Source organism: Streptomyces sp. NBC_00207 (genome assembly GCF_045160965.1).
Lineage (GTDB): Bacteria > Actinomycetota > Actinomycetes > Streptomycetales > Streptomycetaceae > Streptomyces.
This window is the reverse complement of record NZ_CP130715.1, coordinates 9,328,525-9,344,918: the sequence shown is the minus strand read 5'-3', so window position 1 is coordinate 9,344,918 and position 16,394 is coordinate 9,328,525. Positions and strand designations below refer to the sequence as shown.

At 71.1% G+C, this 16,394-nt stretch carries 19 protein-coding genes and 1 pseudogene; 6 read left to right on the top strand and 14 right to left on the bottom strand.

Annotation, left to right across the window (positions count from 1 at the left end; translation table 11 throughout):
- Positions 1-242: 242 nt before the first annotated feature.
- On the top strand, positions 243-728 hold the full coding sequence (locus OG472_RS43250) for a hypothetical protein (protein ID WP_401614744.1): 486 nt from the start codon (positions 243-245) through the stop codon (positions 726-728).
- Here the strand turns inward: OG472_RS43250 and OG472_RS43245 are convergent.
- From OG472_RS43245 to OG472_RS43235, 3 genes are all read right to left on the bottom strand, one after another.
- Positions 721-954: a hypothetical protein gene (locus OG472_RS43245; protein ID WP_405943259.1), complete on the bottom strand. Its 234-nt coding sequence runs from the start codon at positions 952-954 to the stop codon at positions 721-723. The genes OG472_RS43250 and OG472_RS43245 overlap by 8 nt on opposite strands.
- Before the next feature lie 831 nt (positions 955-1,785).
- Positions 1,786-2,475 (bottom strand): hypothetical protein, encoded by a 690-nt coding sequence (locus OG472_RS43240; protein ID WP_405940617.1) that lies wholly within the window; start codon positions 2,473-2,475, stop codon positions 1,786-1,788.
- Positions 2,472-2,720 (bottom strand): hypothetical protein, encoded by a 249-nt coding sequence (locus OG472_RS43235; protein WP_405940618.1) that lies wholly within the window; start codon positions 2,718-2,720, stop codon positions 2,472-2,474. The genes OG472_RS43240 and OG472_RS43235 overlap by 4 nt, the downstream gene beginning before the upstream one ends.
- Positions 2,721-2,764: 44 nt before the next feature.
- Here OG472_RS43235 and OG472_RS43230 point away from each other — a divergent pair, with 44 nt between their 5' ends.
- Positions 2,765-3,487, top strand: coding sequence for a C40 family peptidase (locus OG472_RS43230; RefSeq protein WP_405943258.1), 723 nt, complete (start codon positions 2,765-2,767; stop codon positions 3,485-3,487).
- Between the two features lie 22 nt (positions 3,488-3,509).
- Here the strand turns inward: OG472_RS43230 and OG472_RS43225 are convergent, their stop codons facing one another.
- From OG472_RS43225 to OG472_RS43210, 4 genes are all read right to left on the bottom strand, one after another.
- Entirely contained in the window at positions 3,510-4,337 is an 828-nt protein-coding gene (locus OG472_RS43225) for a hypothetical protein (protein ID WP_405826991.1), read from the bottom strand.
- 547 nt (positions 4,338-4,884) lie between these two features.
- The gene (locus tag OG472_RS43220) at positions 4,885-5,139 is read right to left on the bottom strand and encodes a hypothetical protein (protein ID WP_405826992.1); all 255 of its coding nucleotides are present in this window, start codon (positions 5,137-5,139) and stop codon (positions 4,885-4,887) included.
- Positions 5,140-5,226: 87 nt separating this feature from the next.
- The gene (locus tag OG472_RS43215; RefSeq protein ID WP_405940619.1) at positions 5,227-5,370 is read right to left on the bottom strand and encodes a hypothetical protein; all 144 of its coding nucleotides are present in this window, start codon (positions 5,368-5,370) and stop codon (positions 5,227-5,229) included.
- Positions 5,371-5,567: 197 nt separating this feature from the next.
- A complete protein-coding gene (locus tag OG472_RS43210; protein ID WP_405940620.1) occupies positions 5,568-6,788 on the bottom strand; it encodes an alpha/beta hydrolase family protein in 1,221 nt (406 codons plus the stop codon).
- Positions 6,789-7,231: 443 nt separating this feature from the next.
- On the opposite strand from OG472_RS43210, the gene OG472_RS43205 reads away from it, so the two are divergent.
- Positions 7,232-7,840, top strand: a complete 609-nt coding sequence (locus OG472_RS43205; RefSeq protein WP_405940621.1) for a ferredoxin — start codon at positions 7,232-7,234, stop codon at positions 7,838-7,840.
- 689 nt (positions 7,841-8,529) lie between these two features.
- The gene (locus tag OG472_RS43200) at positions 8,530-9,225 is read left to right on the top strand and encodes a hypothetical protein (RefSeq protein WP_405940622.1); all 696 of its coding nucleotides are present in this window, start codon (positions 8,530-8,532) and stop codon (positions 9,223-9,225) included.
- 287 nt (positions 9,226-9,512) lie between these two features.
- On the opposite strand, the gene OG472_RS43195 is transcribed toward OG472_RS43200, so the two are convergent.
- The 4 genes and pseudogenes from OG472_RS43195 to OG472_RS43180 form a co-directional block, all read right to left on the bottom strand.
- Positions 9,513-9,740, bottom strand: a complete 228-nt coding sequence (locus OG472_RS43195; protein ID WP_405940623.1) for a hypothetical protein — start codon at positions 9,738-9,740, stop codon at positions 9,513-9,515.
- 158 nt (positions 9,741-9,898) lie between these two features.
- Complete coding sequence (locus tag OG472_RS43190; protein WP_401614768.1) at positions 9,899-10,339, bottom strand: hypothetical protein; 441 nt, start codon at positions 10,337-10,339, stop codon at positions 9,899-9,901.
- Positions 10,340-10,533: 194 nt separating this feature from the next.
- On the bottom strand, positions 10,534-10,926 hold the full coding sequence (locus OG472_RS43185; RefSeq protein ID WP_405826996.1) for a hypothetical protein: 393 nt from the start codon (positions 10,924-10,926) through the stop codon (positions 10,534-10,536).
- A gap of 122 nt (positions 10,927-11,048) precedes the next feature.
- Positions 11,049-11,396: pseudogene (locus tag OG472_RS43180) on the bottom strand (serine/threonine protein kinase); the annotation flags it as partial.
- On the opposite strand from OG472_RS43180, the gene OG472_RS43175 reads away from it, so the two are divergent.
- Positions 11,319-11,783: a MarR family winged helix-turn-helix transcriptional regulator gene (locus OG472_RS43175; protein WP_405835035.1), complete on the top strand. Its 465-nt coding sequence runs from the start codon at positions 11,319-11,321 to the stop codon at positions 11,781-11,783. The pseudogene OG472_RS43180 and the gene OG472_RS43175 overlap by 78 nt on opposite strands.
- Before the next feature lie 801 nt (positions 11,784-12,584).
- Here the strand turns inward: OG472_RS43175 and OG472_RS43170 are convergent.
- Positions 12,585-13,142 carry a carboxymuconolactone decarboxylase family protein gene (locus OG472_RS43170; protein WP_401614772.1) on the bottom strand — a complete coding sequence of 186 codons (558 nt, stop codon included), beginning with the start codon at positions 13,140-13,142 and terminating at the stop codon, positions 12,585-12,587.
- A gap of 132 nt (positions 13,143-13,274) precedes the next feature.
- On the opposite strand from OG472_RS43170, the gene OG472_RS43165 reads away from it, so the two are divergent.
- Positions 13,275-14,138: an AraC family transcriptional regulator gene (locus tag OG472_RS43165; protein ID WP_405826998.1), complete on the top strand. Its 864-nt coding sequence runs from the start codon at positions 13,275-13,277 to the stop codon at positions 14,136-14,138.
- A gap of 150 nt (positions 14,139-14,288) precedes the next feature.
- Here OG472_RS43165 and OG472_RS43160 read toward each other — a convergent pair whose 3' ends face one another.
- Positions 14,289-15,170 carry a helix-turn-helix transcriptional regulator gene (locus OG472_RS43160; protein ID WP_405940624.1) on the bottom strand — a complete coding sequence of 294 codons (882 nt, stop codon included), beginning with the start codon at positions 15,168-15,170 and terminating at the stop codon, positions 14,289-14,291.
- Positions 15,171-15,239: 69 nt separating this feature from the next.
- Positions 15,240-16,034: an SDR family NAD(P)-dependent oxidoreductase gene (locus OG472_RS43155; RefSeq protein WP_405827000.1), complete on the bottom strand. Its 795-nt coding sequence runs from the start codon at positions 16,032-16,034 to the stop codon at positions 15,240-15,242.
- Positions 16,035-16,394 lie beyond the last annotated feature (360 nt).

Below are 16,394 nucleotides of genomic sequence, written 5' to 3'. Positions count from 1 at the left end.
GCGCCCCGTAGCCCTGGCGGGCGCGGTCCATTGCCGGCAGGCAGGGACCGCAGCCCCGGCCGGAGCCGGCACGCCGGGACCGCAGCCGCGGGAGCGAGCGGCGGCCGGTGCGGGGCCGGCGGCGGGAGCGGGACCCGGGGCCGCGGCGGGGACCCGCCGGGGGGCGCGGCCGGGGGCCCCTACTCTCTTTGGTCAAGGGAATCGAGACTGCGTTGGATCGAACGGCCAGGCAGCATGGCGGTGTGGCTGATCTTCTGTGGGATGACGTGAGCTGTTTCTTCGATCCGGACCTGATGGGGTCGCTGCCGGACGTGCGTGTCCCGGGCTGCTCGGTGGAGGATTGGCAGGCGGTCCTCGATCTTGTCGAGGCCAGGGGCTGGAACTGCCAGTACTCCGAGGGCGAGACGGTGATGCCGGTGCCCCGGGCGGAGACCGTGCTGTCCCGCCCGGCGGACGCTGAGTGCCCGGACCTGCGGGTCTGGCCGACTTCCGACGTGCTGGCGATCTTCCGTTTCAAAGACGACGAGGTCATCGACTTCGACGTCGACCTGCGGGAGTTGCAGGGCCAGGAACGACTCGATGTGTTCTGCGGCTTCCTCCGGGAGATCGGGCGACGCTTGGCCAAGCCGGTTCTGATGGATCCGGAGGGCGACTACGGCCATCCGGTGCTCGGCTTCGATGTCGAGGCCGATCGGGTCGTCCTTCTGGCTGAGCCGCTGGTCATGTGACCGCGGCCGCAGGCCGGGACTCGTAGAAGGTGCCTTCACGGAGCATCGCGAAGAGGACATCGGCCCGCCGTCTGGCGAAGCAGAGCAGAGCCTGCGACGAGGCGGGCGCGGCGGTGTTGGCGGCACCGCAGTCACGGCGGCGGCGGTGCGGGTGCCGTCGCTCTCCCCATGAGCCGATCAGGAGGCCCGCTTCCCGCTCCGGCAGGACCTCCCGCAATATCGCCACCTTCCGGGAGTGCGCGGCAGGCTGCACCTTCAACTGCTTCAACCCACGGGGCCGGTTACCGGGGTCGAGACCGCAGGGAACCGTCACGCCCTCGGCCAACGGACCCCAGACACGCTTCACGTCCAGGATCGCGGGCGCAGCCCACGGACCGGCGGCCTCCCCGTCCCCCGTACCGGCGGCGCGGCGGCGGGCGGCGGGCGGCGGGCGCGGCGCAGGAGCGGGCGCGGGAAACCGGCGGGCGGGCGCGGGCCCACGGGACACCGGCCGCGCCCATGCGCGCGGCCAGCACGTCCCCCGCCGGTACCGCGGCGCCGGCCGCGCGTGCATGAGCCGGAACGGGAGCGGCAGTCGACGCCCGGGCGGGCACGGCCGGGGCGGGCGCGGGGGTAGCGGGCGCGGCGGGGCGGGCGCGGCCCACCGGTCACCGGCCGCGGGTCCAGGAGCGGCGCCGGCCGAGGCAGTCGCTACCCGGGCAGGCGCGGACGAGGCGCGCGGCCGGGGCGGGCGCGGCCGGTCCACACCGACCCCCGCCCGGTGCGCATCGGCCAGGATCCGGGCGACATCGACCCCGGCAGCATCCAGGCGGCCCATCGCAGCCGCGATCTCCAGCCACGCCGGAGACGCCAGGATCGTGTCCCGCACCGGGCCCTCCGGCATCGTCGTGCGCAGGAGGCCGGCGCACCGGTCAGTGCGCTCCACCTCGATACGCGCCGTGCTCGCAGTGACGGCCTGATGGGCGGCGGCAGTCATCCGGCCCACCTGCGGCAGGAACACCCCCAGGTCGACACCCGCCTGCTGCAGGCCGATAGACCGGCGGGGCCGGCCGGGGTGTCAGTGGCCCCGGCTAGGGTCCTCTTTCGACGGGGTCGGTGGCGAAGCCTCCAGCACGGGAAACCCAACGGCATTAACCTCCCGGTCTGCGCGGGGGTGGCCACGGCCTAACCGGCGGCCGGGGAAAAAGGGCCACGCGAACGCTTGCCAGCGCCGGCCCCGTCCCAACCCGGGGCCATCAGCGGCAAGTCCGCACCCTGCATCAGCACGGCCAGGACGTCGTCGCCGAGATGGCCGCGCAACTGGCCCGCCGACCAGCCGGGGGTGGCGGCCGTCCTGCCGGGCCAACGTGGCGAGGATGTGGATGTGGTCGGTGGCGTGCCGTACGGCGATCCACCGGCAGGCCTGTTCGTCAGCGTGTTCGGCGATACCCGCGGCGTGCACCATGGCGGCGGCGACCTGCGCCCACCGGTCGTCGAAGAGGACCGGGTTGTCGGGGTGGTTGCGGACCGAGACGTGCCACACGTGCTCCGCCGGCCGTACGCCGCGCCGCGCTTCGACGGGAGCGTCCAAGAGCAGCGCCAGGTCCGCGCGCGTGATGCGGTCCGGGGCGCGGGCCGGGCACGGCGGGTCCGGGTTCCAGGCCGCGACGAGGTGGGGGGCGGTGTGCTCGTCGTGCTCGCCGGGACCGAAGAGGTAGTCCAGGAGCTCGGCGGTCGTCGACCCGCCCGGCGCCTTCTTCGGCATCACGAGCGGGGGTGCCTCTCCCGCATCACCGCGCACGTGGCCGTATCCACCCGGGCCACCGCCCCCAGTGCCTCCTCCAACACCCGCACGGCCGCGTCCGGGAGGCCGGCACCGGGAGTACCGGCGGGGGTCAGGGCGCGCAGAGCGGTGACGGTCTCGCGTAGGTGCGCCCGGGCCGCGACCAGCTCGCACAGTACGTCCCCGGCGTCATGGGAGACCGGTACCAGGACCTCCTGCGCGATCGCCATCACCTGCCGTCCCGCCCACGACGCGGGCGACATCCCCTCCCGGCCTGCAGCTCAACGTCGGCGGCAGCGGAGCCGGTGCACTGGCTCTGCGCCGGGCGGCCGCCCGGATCGGCACCCCGTACGCGTACGGGGGCGGCGGACCCGGCGGCCCCGGCCGGGGCTTCTGCGACGACGGCAACGGCTTCCTCCGCGGCCGCTGCTCCTCCTCCACCGTCGGGTTCGACTGCAGCAGCCTCGTCCAGTACGCCTACTGGCCCCGCACCCAGCTCCCCCGCACCGCCGCCGCGCAGTACGAGGCCACCGCCCACCGGCCCGTCGCCCGCGGCGAGCTCCGCCCGGGCGACCTGCTCTTCTGGGCCCGCCGCAACGGGTTCATCTGCCACGTCGGCTTCTACGCCGGTGACGGCCGCGTCCTCCACGCACCCCGCACCGGCCGCAACGTCGAGGTGGTGGTCCCCCTCGACACCGCCATGCCCGCCACCGAATACCGCGGCGCGACCCGCGCGTGGCGGGTGTGCAGGTTCCCGTTGGACCTGGCCATTTCCCATCGTTCTGGCTTCAACGTATCCGGTTGCAAGAACTGGAAGATCCTCCGCGACTGCCTCCAGGAGACGGCCTCCACCACGCCCTCCAGCCGTCGCCACCATGCACAACCTCGCCATGGCACGGTGAAACAGCAGGTCAGACACCACTCAGACCTGCCCGACCCCGGCCTTCTGCAACACCCTTCAAGGCCTGCTCTGGGCTCAGATCATGTGGGGGCGTGAGCGCGCTGCCGCGTCGGCGGGGTCAGTTGGGCAGCTGTACGTTCCAGGTGCGGTTGCCGGCCGCGTGGTGGTTGACTTGCACGGCCTCCTCCGGGTTTTCCGCGTCGAAGGCGGACGTGACGCGGTGCACCATCTCGTCGCTCGCCCAGAACGGCTCGGCCTTGGTGAAGCGTCCGCCCTGCTTCTTGCGGACCTTCCAGCGGAACCGGACTGTGTAGTCGACGAGGAAGTAGCCGGCCGACATGCGTGTGGTGGTGGAGAAGCCGGGGTTGTCGACGAAGGTGATCCGGTCGGCGGCGTTGATGATGTTGCCGTCCTCATCGTTGTACGGGGGGTGGAAGGGGCCGTCCACGACCCAGGCGCGGCTGGACTTCTTGGGCCGGTAGTTCACCGACGCCGGAATGATCTGGCGGCTTTCGTCGGAGACCTCCTGCCAGAAGTCGTACGCGTCTGCCGCGGGCGTCTGCATCCCGTCCGCGCGGCGCAGCGTTGCCGTCTGTTCGAAGCCGATGTTGTTGTCGCCGTTCAGCGACTGCTCCTCGTCTCCGTCGTAGCGGGAGGTGAAGACAAGGGTCGGGTTGCCGATCTCTTCCTCGACCTGCTTTTCCTTGCCCTTCACCGAGGGCGTCGCGCCGGCCTTGCCGCTGCGGGTGGCCCGGGTGGCCGCTCCTGCCTCGGTCTTCTGCTGGTTGGCCGGGGGGCTTTCGCCACGCTCGACGACCTCGTCCTGGGTGCGCTTTTTGCCGCGCGTACCGGGAGCGGCGTGCGGCACCTTTGGCCCGGCCGGGCCCTGCGCGATCATCCGCCCGAGCGTCGCATTGCCCACCGAGCGCTGCATGGCCATGGCCATGGCCGGATTGACCGGTCGGAGTTCCGGCGCGACCCGCTGGCCCCTGTCTGGATCCGCTGCGCGCCGGTTCGCGTTCGTCGCGACCTCGGCCTCTTCCCGGTCCTTGCGTAATGGCACGGCGCACACTCCCCGCGTGTAGACAGTCTGCCTAAAGGACGCTACTGGGATGGCCATAGGCGCAGGAGAGGCACAACGCCACCGCTGGGGGCAGCATGAATGCCCGCGAGGGCCAACCGACTGGGATGAGACAGGCGCACGTCGCCTTCTGCCCCACCGCAAGTCCACCCGGCCCGGGCAGGATGTTGACCACGCATGTGACTGCCGAGGTGGGGGTGGTAGCCCACCTCGGCAGTCGCCCCCGCACTCGCTGGCGGTGATGGTCGGCGTGAGAATGACGTGGCTATTCGTCACTCGTGTCGGCACCGGTGCGTCACGGCCTGTCAGTGTGAACTATCAGCTCGCTGGGGCCACACCGCTGACACCCAGCTGAGGATCTCCACTGGCACTCCCCCGCAGACCATCAGTGATAGGGCCCTCTCGTGCCCGACTACACCTCGTTGAAGCCACGCGACGCGTCGTAGATGTCAGCCTCGATGACGACCACCCAGAAGCTCGTCACGACGTAGTGGACCATTACGCGGTCTTCCCAGGCCGCGCGCGTCACGGCGTCGCTCGTGTAGGCAAGGTGGCTGTCGGCGCCTTCGGGCTCGGCTGCGATCCTGGCAACGAGACGCAGGAACTTCTCCCGGTCCGCGGTCGGCATGTAGTCACGGAACCGCACAACCTGCTCGGTGAACTGCACGCGTCTCTTCATCGAGGCAGGATTCTATGGACATGGTGAGGTCCCCTGCCGGGGATATCGGACGGGACCTACTCGCCTACAGGTAGCTCAGAGGGCGGCTTTCTCCCGGGTGTCGTCCCCGTCGGTCTGGCCGTGGGTGAGGATCGGCAGCAGTGTCTCGGCGGCGTCGCATCCGGTGCACGTGACCGTGCCGGGCCGGCCGAGCGCGTCGAGTGCCGCCGTCGTCTTCACCGGCACCGCGTGCTCGGCCGCGAGCGCGCACCCGTTGGTGTCCTGGCCCGCTCGGACATGGGCCCGAGGCCGGGCCCCGGGACTTTGCCGGAGCCTGGCCGGTGCGTTTTCTCCGCGCCGAGGGGCGTCCCGACGGTCGCGTGAACCACGGCACGAACGGCGGCGCAACTCCGTCCCGGCGCGGGTCCACGGTCCGGTCAGGCTGCGGCGGCGAGGGTGTCGTCGAGCCAGTCGTAGATGCGGGCGATGGACAGGCGCATCGCGCCGGGGTGGCAGTGGGCGCCGGCGCCTTCCTCCGTGGTGAACTCCATGAGGGTCTTGGGGCAGGTCAGGTGGTCGTAGAGCTGCTCGGGCTGGCCCTTGAAGAAGATGTCTTCTTCGGCGTTGCACACGAGGGTGGGGCACTGGATCCGCTCGGCGATGCCCCCGGCGAGGGTGTGGTCGAGGTAGGAGGCGTTGAAGGCGCGGGGGGTGTCCACTCCCATGACGTACATGCCGTGGTTGATCGCCCAGCGTGCGATCGGGTCGCTGGTCATGGCCTGCTCGAAGGCGGCGTCGAGTTCCGGGGCGGACGCGGCACGCAGGAGGCGCTCGGCCTCCTCGCGGGGGCCGGGGATGTTGCGGACGGCGATCTGGCCGAGGTCGTAGAGGCCGTCGACGGCGATCAGCGCGGCCAGACGGTGCTCGAACGCGGCGGCCCGGGGGGCGAGGATGCCTCCCATGCTGACGCCGAGGAGCGCGATGCGGCTGTCATCGGCCTCGGGGAGGGTCTCGGCGAAGTCCACGACGGGAGTGATGACGTTCTCCCAGTCCGGGCGGAAGACCAGGCCCTGGTGGTGACGCGGTCCGGGCATGCCGGGGCCGTCGAAGGCCAGCACGTTGTAACCGCGTTCGACACCGGCCATCGCCCCGAAGAAGTGCAGTTCCTCCGCGGTGCCGTCGAACCCGTTGTGCATGATCAGTGTCGGCCGCGGTGTCCCCGAGTCGTCGACCCGGTAGAAGTAGCCGGGCAGCGTGGTGTCCTCGTAGGGGATCTCGACCGGCTCGATGACCGGGGTGAACAGTGCCGCCGCCTCCTTGAAGCAGGCCACGGAGCGGTCGTATGCGTGATCGTGACGCGGGTCGCAGGGGTGACCGTGCAGGAAGAACTCCGCCGACCGGTAGTAGTTCGACGCACGCAGGAACCCGTCCCGGGCACTGACGCGGTGACCGGCCGCCAGCGCCTTCTGCGCCTCGCCCGACACGCGGTCCGCGGTGGCCATCCACTCGACGTACCAGCTGTCGTAGTCGCCTTCGGTGATCCGCTCACCGGTGGAGACCACCTCGCCGAAGTCCGCACCGCCGTAAGCAATGTGACTCATCGACCGCAGGGTCTCGTACCAGAACTGGACGTTATTCGGGAACAGCAGCGGCTTCATCGAAATCTCCTGTGTCATCTGAAGGTGGGGATTGACGCCTCTTGGTCCATGGCGAGCCTGCTCGCCCGGCCCTTCGCCGCGCTCTCGCGGTGCGTTCTTCGGCGTGATCCAAGATTCCGACGGGACGGTGTCCACCTTCCAGGCCATACGCAGACGATCACTGTCCACCCATGTCCGCTCCTGCCCGACCCGCTCCGGAGCACGTACCCGAGCACCACGGCGCGGTATCCGGGCTGACGTCACACCGCAGCACCGCGTTGGCGCGCGAGTGCCGCACACGACAGGGCCGACCCGCACCCGCCGGGCCGGCCCTGTCCTCATTCCCGGCCCCCGCCCCCGCCCCCATGGCGCTCCGCCTGCACGGGCGCGGGTAGCCGTGGCCCGGGAATCCGGCGACGCCACGGCATCCCTTTCCACCCGCGCCGTCTGACAGGATGCGGACCATGAGCTACTGGGACCCGCTGCCGGCCGTCCGGGCTGCGGAGACCGGGCTGCTGCCCGCGCCGGACGGCGGCACGTGGCTGCCCGCCCCGGGGTACCGCGGCGACTGGTGGAACGCCCGCCCCGAACGCTGGGCAGAACGCGACTGGCGCAATGTGCCGGGGCCGTTCTACGGGGCCGGGACCGACAACTGCTGGATGGGCCGGCTGATCGCCCCCGCGCACGTGCTCTACGACGACGAGTGGGGCGCCGAGTTCGTCTACCGGCAGCCCCGTGACACGGCACAGGCGCTGGCGCTGCTGGGCGCGGTCGCGCAGGACCCGATGGCCGGGTACGCCTGCGACGGTGACGACCACTGGACCCCGGAGCTCATCCGCGACTGGTGGAGGGAGCGGGGCCGGGTGCGGGAGTGGGCCGCGGCCCTGGATCGTACGTGGTCCGTCTCAGACCGGGCCGCGGAACGCGAGGCGGCCGGCGGGAGCCGGGAGTACGTCGCGTACATCGACGGAGGCCTCGCGGAGGACCTCCGCCACTACCTCTTCTGGCTGTCCGAAGGCCGTCCGGCCAACCCCGGCGAACCCTTGCCGACCCTCTCCCCGCGCGGGGCCTAGCAGGGGGGCGGTGCCCGGGTTGCGCGCTCGGCAAAGGCTCGCCCCATGGTGTTGCGGCGGACGTGCCGTCTCGCGCAGCGCGTCGGCCGGATCGGTCGGCTACGGGGCGTGCGGTCCGCCGGCGGCGGTGATCCGGCGCGGGATTTCGCGGTAGCCCGGCCAGTTCTGGCTGCGCCCGAACCAGTCCATTTCCACGACATGATGCAGGTGAGCCCGCATGGTCCGCAGTGCCGTGTCCTTCGCCGCTGCCACGTGCTGCGCGCTGTCGTCGCCGCCGGTGGCATTGTCGGCCCTTCAGCCGGTCGAGGCCGGCACCGGTACTGAGATCTCTCGCCTTTGTGTCGGTAGCCGTGGCCCGGTACGTCCGAGAGTCCGGCAACGCCTTGGAGACGATCCGCTCGAACTCCGACCACTCCCCTGGCAGGCCGGTCCCCGTCGCAGCCCGCTTCGTCGACCGGATCCCGTCACCGGATACCGCTCCATCACCGGCCCGGCACTGCCGTGCTCACCGCATCACAAGGCAGGGGTGACGCCACCGCAGTCGTACCGCCCGCACATGCACTCTTCGCGCCGGCGTACGTCACACCGTGTTGGACCATCCCGTCGGCCGAGTCCTCGGAGCGATCCAAGGCGCAAGGAGCGGTCTGGCCGGGGCGCGGCCTTGTCGGAGTACGAAGGCGGCCGGGACGATGGTGGTGACCGGTTTCTGGCGGCTGATGGGGGCGCGTGGGGTGTTGGCCGAGGAGTTTGGATATGCGGTTTCGCCAGGCCCGGCAGGCCGGGTGCCCGGTGTGAGGGAGAAGATCGCTGAGGGAGACAGGCATTGGCGCAAGCTCCGCCGTTCCAACGCCGTGTGTGCCGCTCTCTTAGCCGCAGGGGTGTGTGGTGCGCTCTTCAGCTCGGTGCTGGGTGTTGCCGTCGTCGCGGCCGTGGCAGTGGGCCTTTGCGTCGGCGTCGCGGCTTGGCCGTCCGAACTGCCGGCCCGCCGCCGAGAGGCGATGGAGATGGTCCGCCGACGTCCGTGGCAGGTGTGGCCGTGTCGGCTGGAGCCCCTGGGCAGTGACGCGTCCTCGCCGATGGTCACTGCCGATGTCCTACTGCTGGCCCCCGACCGGACCGTGGCCGCTGCCCTGCGGGGCTTGATGCCACGGCCGGACTGGCTCGCGATGACGGACGGACGCGGCCTGCTCTGGTTCTGCGGCGACCTGCGCGTCGGGGGCTGGGTCGCACGGCCCGCCGACGTCGTGGGCTCGCTGACCTGGATGGACAGAGTTGATCCGCCTGTGACGATTGCGGAGTCGGCGCCCCATGACATCGCCTTGAAGGACGTGGTGATTCGCGCTGCCACCAGCACGCCGGTCTGGAGCCTCCTCTTCGACCTGTAGGTCACACCGTCTCAACGCTGATGCCGATGCCGATGATGTTCTCGGGTGCCTGGAGCGGCCCGGGGCGCGCGCGCTGGATCATGGTCGCATGGGGGCGCTGACGGCTGTCATATGGCGGGGCAGGGCGGAAGCGGGCCGCCATCGGGGAGGCCCACAGCCGGGGCGCGGACGCGGGCGGCGCGGACGGCGGCGTGGTCAGGCAGTGGAGGGTCACGTCCACGAGGGCGGCTGACCAGGGCGTGCGGTGCCCGTGGCCTGCTGCCAGGAGGTGTCGGTGGTGAGGCGGTTCAGGTGACGGTGTGGGTGCCGCCGCTCTCGCCGACCCGCTGCTTGCGGGCGGCGAGCAGCGGCCCCTGGCGTGAGCCGGTCAGGAGGCCCTCTTCCCGCTCCGGCAGGACTTCCCTGATCATCGACACCATCTGCGAGTGCGCGGCCAGCCGCACCTTCAGCTGTTTCAGGGCACGGGCCCGGTTGCCGAGGTCGAGGTCACGGGGAACGTCCAGGCTCTCGGTCAACGGGCCCCAGGCATGCTTCACGTCCGGGCTCGCGGGCGCAGCCCATAGCTCGGCCGCTTCCCCCCGTACCGGGCGGCGCGGCGGGCGCGGGGGTGGCGGGGTACGGCGGCGGTCAGATGACCACCATCTCGACGCGAGTGTGTGTGGGTGATTCCCGATCAGCGGCGGCCGGTGGCCAGGATGACGAGGAACTGACCGCCGCCCGCCTGGATGTCGGCGGTCACCGGCATTCCCGGTACCAGTCGGGAGAACCGGTCCACCAGCCAATCCGCCGCTTCTTGGGCGTCCTTCCTGGTCGGACAGCGGCCCACGATCTCGCGGCCCCCCTTGCGCTCCAGCCTCTCGGCGACGGCGATCAACGGTGCGGGTTCGACTACGTACAGGCGCTCCGGCCAGGCGATGACCACCTTGACCGCACCCTTGCGGGTGTTGCACCCGCGGTGCGCGAGCCGCTCGGCCACCTTGGCCTTCCGGTCGGCGGTCCGGCTGTCGACACTGGGCCCCCGCGGGTCGTTCACCGACTCGTCGGGGTCGACCGGTTCGTCACACACCCAGCACTGCCAGCCGTCGCGCTCGGCCACATCATCAAGGAGACTCATCCGAGCAAAGTAGCCTGCCCGGCCGCCACCCGAGCACCACGGCCCTGGCAAGGTCTCAACACCGACAGACCCCGCGCCCGCACCGGGGCCAGCCCCTGGCAGCACTTCGCCCCGCCGCATGACGACGGGGCGAGGCATCAGGGCCCGGGTTTAGCCAACCGCGTCCCAGCCGGGTCCTTTCGGTGTGAGCGGTGTCAGTTCTTGACGGGGTTCATGCAGAGCACGAACTTCTCCTGGTCCCACTGCTGCGCGAGGAAGACCTCGCCCGAGTCGCCGCACTTCTCGACGTCGAAGGTGCCGTCGACGACCTTGACGACCTTGTAGAGGTCGGCCTTCTGGGCGGAGCAGTCCTGGGTCTCCACCGTGGGGTCGTTGTCGGGCCCGGTCACGGTGACGCAGTCGCCGGCCTCGGCGTGCACGGGGATGTCACCGCTGATGTACCCGATGCCGAACTTCACGGCGAGGGCGACCACGATGGTCACCACGACACCGAGGATCTTCTTTCCCCAGCCGCCCTTCTTCTTCGCGGGCTCGGCCGGCTCGGCAGGCGCGAGCGGCTGGTCGGGGGCGGCGGGAGGAGTCGTCATCTGGGCTTCCTTGGGGGACGTGTACCTGATCAGACGCGAACGCTACATGCGCCGGAACAGGCAAAACGGACCCTGAAGATCCACTTCCCGATCAGTTGTGGACTCGTGATTCTGGCGCGCCGTCAGGCGAGGCGGCCCATCTGCTGGCGGTCCAGGGCGCGGCGGAGGTCGACCGCGAGGGCGTGGTACGGGCCGTAGGCGCGCTCGGTGTCGTAGTGGAGGGAGTGGAGCTGCTGGTGGCCCGCCGCGTGGTCGCCCGTCGTCAGGAGGAGCAGGCCGATCCGGCGGCGGACGTCGAACGCGCGGGCCGGGTCGGCGACGAACGCCGACTGCCCGTTCTCGTAGTACGGCAGGACCGCCCGGTACTCCGTCAGCGCGGCCGCCTCGCCCAGCTGCTCCAGGCACTGCGCCGCGTCGAAGCGGAACTGGAGGGCCTGCGGATCGCCCGCGCCCGCCGCACGGTCCGCCGCCTCGAACAGGCCGGCTTCGTCCGCCGCCGCCCCTCGCCCACCGACAGACGCGCCTCGCTCATCGAACCGACAGCGGCCAGCCACGCCCTGCGCCGGGAGGTGGAGCGGGACCGGAGCCGACTCGAGGACCTCTCGGCCACGGGCCTCTCGGACGACGAGCGCGCCAACGCCCTCGCCACCCTGGAACGCCTGGAGCACAACCTCGTACGCGCCGGCGCCCAGCCCATGGAGCCGCATGGAACACCGGAACCCGCGAGGCACAGCCTGATCGGTACGCGGGCCCCGGACAGGCACACGGGTGCGGATCGCCGGCAGCCGCCCTGCCGGAACCGTGATCACCCGGCAGGAGTCGGCTGGCGATCGCCGACAGCGGTTCGAGGTGACTGATGCGGTCCTTTCCGAGGCACGTATGCGGCGGAACCCCTCGACTGGTACCGCTGAAGTCACGGCCTCGAACCGACTGGCCGGGGCTCTCGCGAATCCGGCTCGCCTGCAGGGGCCCAGCTGCCCCTGCACCACCCCAGCGTTCGGCGGGCTCCGGGACCAGAGGGCGGCCACCGTGATCGCGGGAGAGTCCGCCCACACCGCGGTGCCACCGGATGTCGCGGTCAGGCCGCACCTGCCGACGCTCGGCCGGCCGAGGCGTCGGCGGCGGCTTTCGCCTGCGCGCGGTGCCAGGCGGCGGCCTCCACCGCGTCCTGCGGTCCTGGCAGGGGCGGCCTGTTGCCGGTGGCCGGGGACGGCCGCTTCGACCGGGGCCCGCCCGGGGCCGGGGTGGTGGGGGCGGTTGGTGGAACGGGAGCGGGCCGCCAACGGGGAGACCCGCAGCCGGGACACGGACACGGACGCGGGCTGTGCGGACGGCGGCGTCGTCAGGGTATGGAGTGTGCGGGCCATGCCGGGCCGGGCCGGTCAAGGGCGCCTACGGCGGCGCTCTGCGCCGGCCTTTCGGCCACCCGGACATCGACCAGACGGGGCGGTTGCGGTTGCGGTCGCGGCTGGGCGTGCGCAACGTCATGGTGTCCCCGGCCGGGACAGCCTCTGAGTACCCGACGGCGGACGCCGTGCGAGCCAGGACCCCTGGCGGGGTCCTGGCTCGTGCGATGCGAGTGACCTCACCCGAACCGCCCTTTGATCACAAACAGATACGCGTCCTGGTGAGGGCCCCTCGCGGGTTCGCGCCTCGCGTCAGACCACCTCGTGTCGGCCGTGCCTCAGCGCCACCGACGGGAAGTCGACAGGTACCTGGAGGGCGACGTTGATGTAGTTGGTGAACAGGTTGAGTGCGACCTGTCCGATCACCTCGACGATGTGCTCGTCGCTCCAGCCCTGATCACGGACGGCCTGCACGTCCTGTGCCGTGACCTGCCCGCGGTCCTCGACCAGCTTGAGTGCGAAGCCGAGCAGCACGGCGGTGCGGGGGTCGTCGGATGAACCGGTCTGCGCGGCCTCCAGCGCCTCGCGGGACACCCCGGCCTTGCGGCCCAGCGCGGTGTGCGCCGACAGGCAGTATTCGCAGGCGTTCCGGTTGGCCACCGCGACGGCGATCTGCTCGCCGAGGGCCGGGCCGAGCGTGCCGCCGGCGAAGGCACCGAACGATCCCCACATGCTGGCCAGGGCCGCGGGTGAATGGGCCACGGCGCGGAACATGGCCGGTATCACGCCGAAGGCGGCGTGGATCTCGTCGAACTGCTCCTTGACCGCTCCGGTCGCGGACTCGCGCTCGACGAGGGGGACGTGGGACATGACTGCTCCTCGGTTCAGGAATGACTGCTTCGCGACGGTCGAGGCGAAGTAAGATCATCCTGCTGAAGAGTTCTGGACGATGAGGTTCATATCGTCTCGACTTCTTACCAATTCGTCTGCCACGATGAGCCCATGGTGCCCCTCGACCGGATCTCGCCCCTGCTGGAGAAGTTCCGTGTCCGCACTCGGCTGTTCCACGCCGGCCCGCTGTGCGGCGTGACGACCTTCGCCGCGCAGCCCGGGCGCGGTTTCCTTCATGTCCTCAGGCACGGCGAGATGGGGGTCACCCACCAGGGTGTCGGCGGGCGCCTGGAGAGGTTGCAGATCGACCGACCCAGCCTGCTGTTCTACCCGCGTCCTCTGGAGCACGCGTTCCACAACGCCCCCACCGAGGACTCCGACTTCGCTTGCGCCACCCTCGATTTCGACGGCGGCCCGGCCCATCCGCTGGTGCGCACTCTGCCTCCCGTCGTCGTGCTGCCCCTCGAGGACGTCGATGCACTCGGCCCCGCGCTCGATCTGCTGTTCGCAGAGATCGACAACGTTCGGTGTGGGAGTCGGGTATTGGCGGACAGGCTGTTCGAGGTGGTCCTGATCCAGCTCTACCGCTGGATACTCGGCCACGCCGACGAGGTCGCGCTGCCCCGCGGCCTCCTCACGGGCCTCTCGGACGAGCGTCTCGCCCGGGCGCTCACGGCCATCCACGAGACACCGGGTGGGCCGTGGACTCTGGCCGCGATGGCGCGGGAAGCACGTATGTCCCGCAGCTCCTTCGCCGCCCGCTTCAAAGAACTGGTCGGACAGCCACCGGCCGACTACCTCGCGCAATGGCGGGTCACCGTCGCGCAGGGCCGGCTGCGCGCCGGCGCCTCGGTGGCGCACACCGCAGCCGAGCTCGGCTACGCGAACCCGCCGGCCTTCTCCCGAGCCTTCTCCCAGCGCGTAGGGCACTCCCCGCGTGCCTGGCTGGCAGCGGACGCCGGCGCCACGCCGTGAACGAGCGCCTCAGCTCGGCTCGCCGAGGGCCGTCCTCCTTCTGAGTCCCGGCGGCGCCGAGGCGGCCCGTCGCGGCCGCGATCGGCCACGGCGGAGACGCACTGACGTAGCTTCAGGGCGCCGGCGGTGAAGCCCTGACTGCCCGGAAGGTCAGCGCGCGCGGTCGTCGGCCGGCATCGGGGAGGGGGCCTCGGTGGCCCAGGCCAGCAGCATCCGCAGGGCGTCGTGCGAGGGGCTGCCCGGCTCGGCGGCATATGTGATCAAGGCCTGATCGGGGTCGTCCGTCGCGCGCAGGGTCTCGTAGGCCAGTTCCAGATCGCCTACCACCGGATGGTGGAACCGCTTGGTTCCCGAGGTCTTGTCCTGCACCGGGTGTTCGGCCCACCAGCGGCGGAAGTCCTCGCTCTTCATCGACAGTTCGCCGATCAGGCTTGCCAACCGGGAGTCCTCGGGGTGCCGTCCGGCGTCCAGGTGGAGGTAGGCCACGTTCTCGCGGGCGCAGGAGGTCCAGTCGGCATACAGTTCCCGGGACGTCTCGTCGAGGAAGGTGATCCGGGCGATGTTGCGCTCGGCCCGGTCCAGGGCCGCGTAGTCGCCGAAGAGGGCGGCCGCTGCCGCATTCCAGGCCAGTACGTCCATGCGCCGGCCCATCACCATCGCCGGCATGTCCACCAGATCGTCCAGCAGTCGCTGGAGCATGGGGCGCACGCGTTGCGGCCGGTCCTGGCGCCGGGGAACGTTCCGGGCGGAGGGCTGCGGTCGGGCGAGGCGGTGCAGGTGCCGTGTGGCATCCCCGTCCAGCCGAAGTGCGCGGGCGAGGGCGTCGAGTACCGCGCCCGAGGGGTTGGGCACGCGGCCCTGTTCCATCCGTGTGTAGTAGTCGACGCTCACTCCGGCGAGCTGCGCGATCTCCTCGCGGCGCAGGCCCGCGACCCGGCGCCGGCCTCCGAAGTCCGGCAGGGCGACGTCTTCAGGGTGCAGGAGGGCGCGGCGGGTTCGGAGGAATTCGCCCATGTTGATCGCTGTGCTCATACGACGATTGTGGCCGGTCGTGACGGGTGGCTGCCTGGCCCTGTCGGGGCCAGGCAGCCACGCCTGCCGTCAGGAGGCGGGGAGCGCGTTGACCAGGCCCCCGTCGACGGTGATGTCCTGGGCGGTGATGTACGAGGACCGCGGGGAGAGGAGGAAGGCGACGGTCTCGGCGATGTCCTGGGCCTGGCCGAGCCGCCGCAGCGGCACCTGGGAGCGGATGGCATCGTGCGAGGCGGGGTCCGGGTTGGCGGCATCGAACATCTCGGTGACGATGTAGCCCGGGCTGACCGAGTTGACCCGGATGCCGCGCTCGGCGAGATCACTGCCCAGCGTGCGGGCCAGATTGTGGACGGCGGCCTTGGTGGCCGCGTACACGGGTGCGACGGCCAGGCCCCGGTGCAGTGTCCACGAGGCGTTGATCACGATGGAACCGCCACCCGCCGCGTCCAGCAGCGGCAGAACCTTCTGGACCGTGAAGAACACGCCCTTGAAGTTGACGTCGACGCTGAGATCGAAGTCCTGCTCCGTGACCTCGCCACTGCGCTGGAACACTCCGACCCCGGCATTGGCGAACACCCCGTCCAGACGTCCGTGGCGTTCACGGATCAGGGCGGCCAAGCGGTCGAGATCGGCAAGGCTGGCGGAGTCGGCCCGGACCGTGAACAGCCGGGCACCCTGGTCGGAGACCTTGGCCAGTTGTTCGGCCGCGCGGTCGAGGCGGGCATCGTCGCGGCCGGTGATGACGATATCGGCGCCGGCTTCCAGGAGCAGACGCGCGGTGGCCAGGCCCATCCCGCTGGTTCCGCCGGTGATCAGGACGACGCGGTTGCGGAAGCCGGTCACATCACTGTTGTTGTCGGTCATGACCACAGCCTCGCCACCGGCCTCCAGGCCAACCAGGCCCAGATCAACCTGGGTCTCCCAGGGCCCCCTCCCCCTCCCCCTCCCCCTCCCCCTCCCACAGACAGCCTTCACCACACCGCCTTGGCCGTCCGACGACGTGGCGTACACCACCCGGCCCCGAAATCAACTCCCGGCCGAGGCAGCACTCGCCCCACATCCCCGCTGACAGACCGGCCGGGTCGTCGTCGGCTGCTGCGTCGATCGCCTCCAGCAGGCGCCGCGACCGCTCCCCGTCCGCCTCCTGGCGCACCGAGCGCCCCGGCCGCTGCGCGTGGTCCGGCGCCCGCGGAGCGGTCTGTGGAAGGTGCAGGGCCCCCGAGC

Excerpts from the sequence above, each read along its gene's own strand:
- OG472_RS43205 (WP_405940621.1), top strand. The coding sequence starts at position 7,232 with ATGAGCTACTGGGACCCGCTGCCGGCCGTCCGGGCTGCGGAGACCGGG.
- OG472_RS43165 (WP_405826998.1), top strand. The coding sequence starts at position 13,275 with ATGGTGCCCCTCGACCGGATCTCGCCCCTGCTGGAGAAGTTCCGTGTC.
- OG472_RS43235 (WP_405940618.1), bottom strand. The coding sequence starts at position 2,720 with ATGGCGATCGCGCAGGAGGTCCTGGTACCGGTCTCCCATGACGCCGGG.
- OG472_RS43155 (WP_405827000.1), bottom strand. The coding sequence starts at position 16,034 with ATGACCGACAACAACAGTGATGTGACCGGCTTCCGCAACCGCGTCGTC.
- OG472_RS43210 (WP_405940620.1), bottom strand. The coding sequence starts at position 6,788 with ATGAAGCCGCTGCTGTTCCCGAATAACGTCCAGTTCTGGTACGAGACC.
- OG472_RS43170 (WP_401614772.1), bottom strand. The coding sequence starts at position 13,142 with ATGTCCCACGTCCCCCTCGTCGAGCGCGAGTCCGCGACCGGAGCGGTC.
- OG472_RS43190 (WP_401614768.1), bottom strand. The coding sequence starts at position 10,339 with ATGAGTCTCCTTGATGATGTGGCCGAGCGCGACGGCTGGCAGTGCTGG.
- OG472_RS43200 (WP_405940622.1), top strand. The coding sequence starts at position 8,530 with ATGGTGGTGACCGGTTTCTGGCGGCTGATGGGGGCGCGTGGGGTGTTG.
- OG472_RS43160 (WP_405940624.1), bottom strand. The coding sequence starts at position 15,170 with ATGAGCACAGCGATCAACATGGGCGAATTCCTCCGAACCCGCCGCGCC.
- OG472_RS43225 (WP_405826991.1), bottom strand. The coding sequence starts at position 4,337 with ATGGCCATGGCCATGCAGCGCTCGGTGGGCAATGCGACGCTCGGGCGG.
- OG472_RS43185 (WP_405826996.1), bottom strand. The coding sequence starts at position 10,926 with ATGACGACTCCTCCCGCCGCCCCCGACCAGCCGCTCGCGCCTGCCGAG.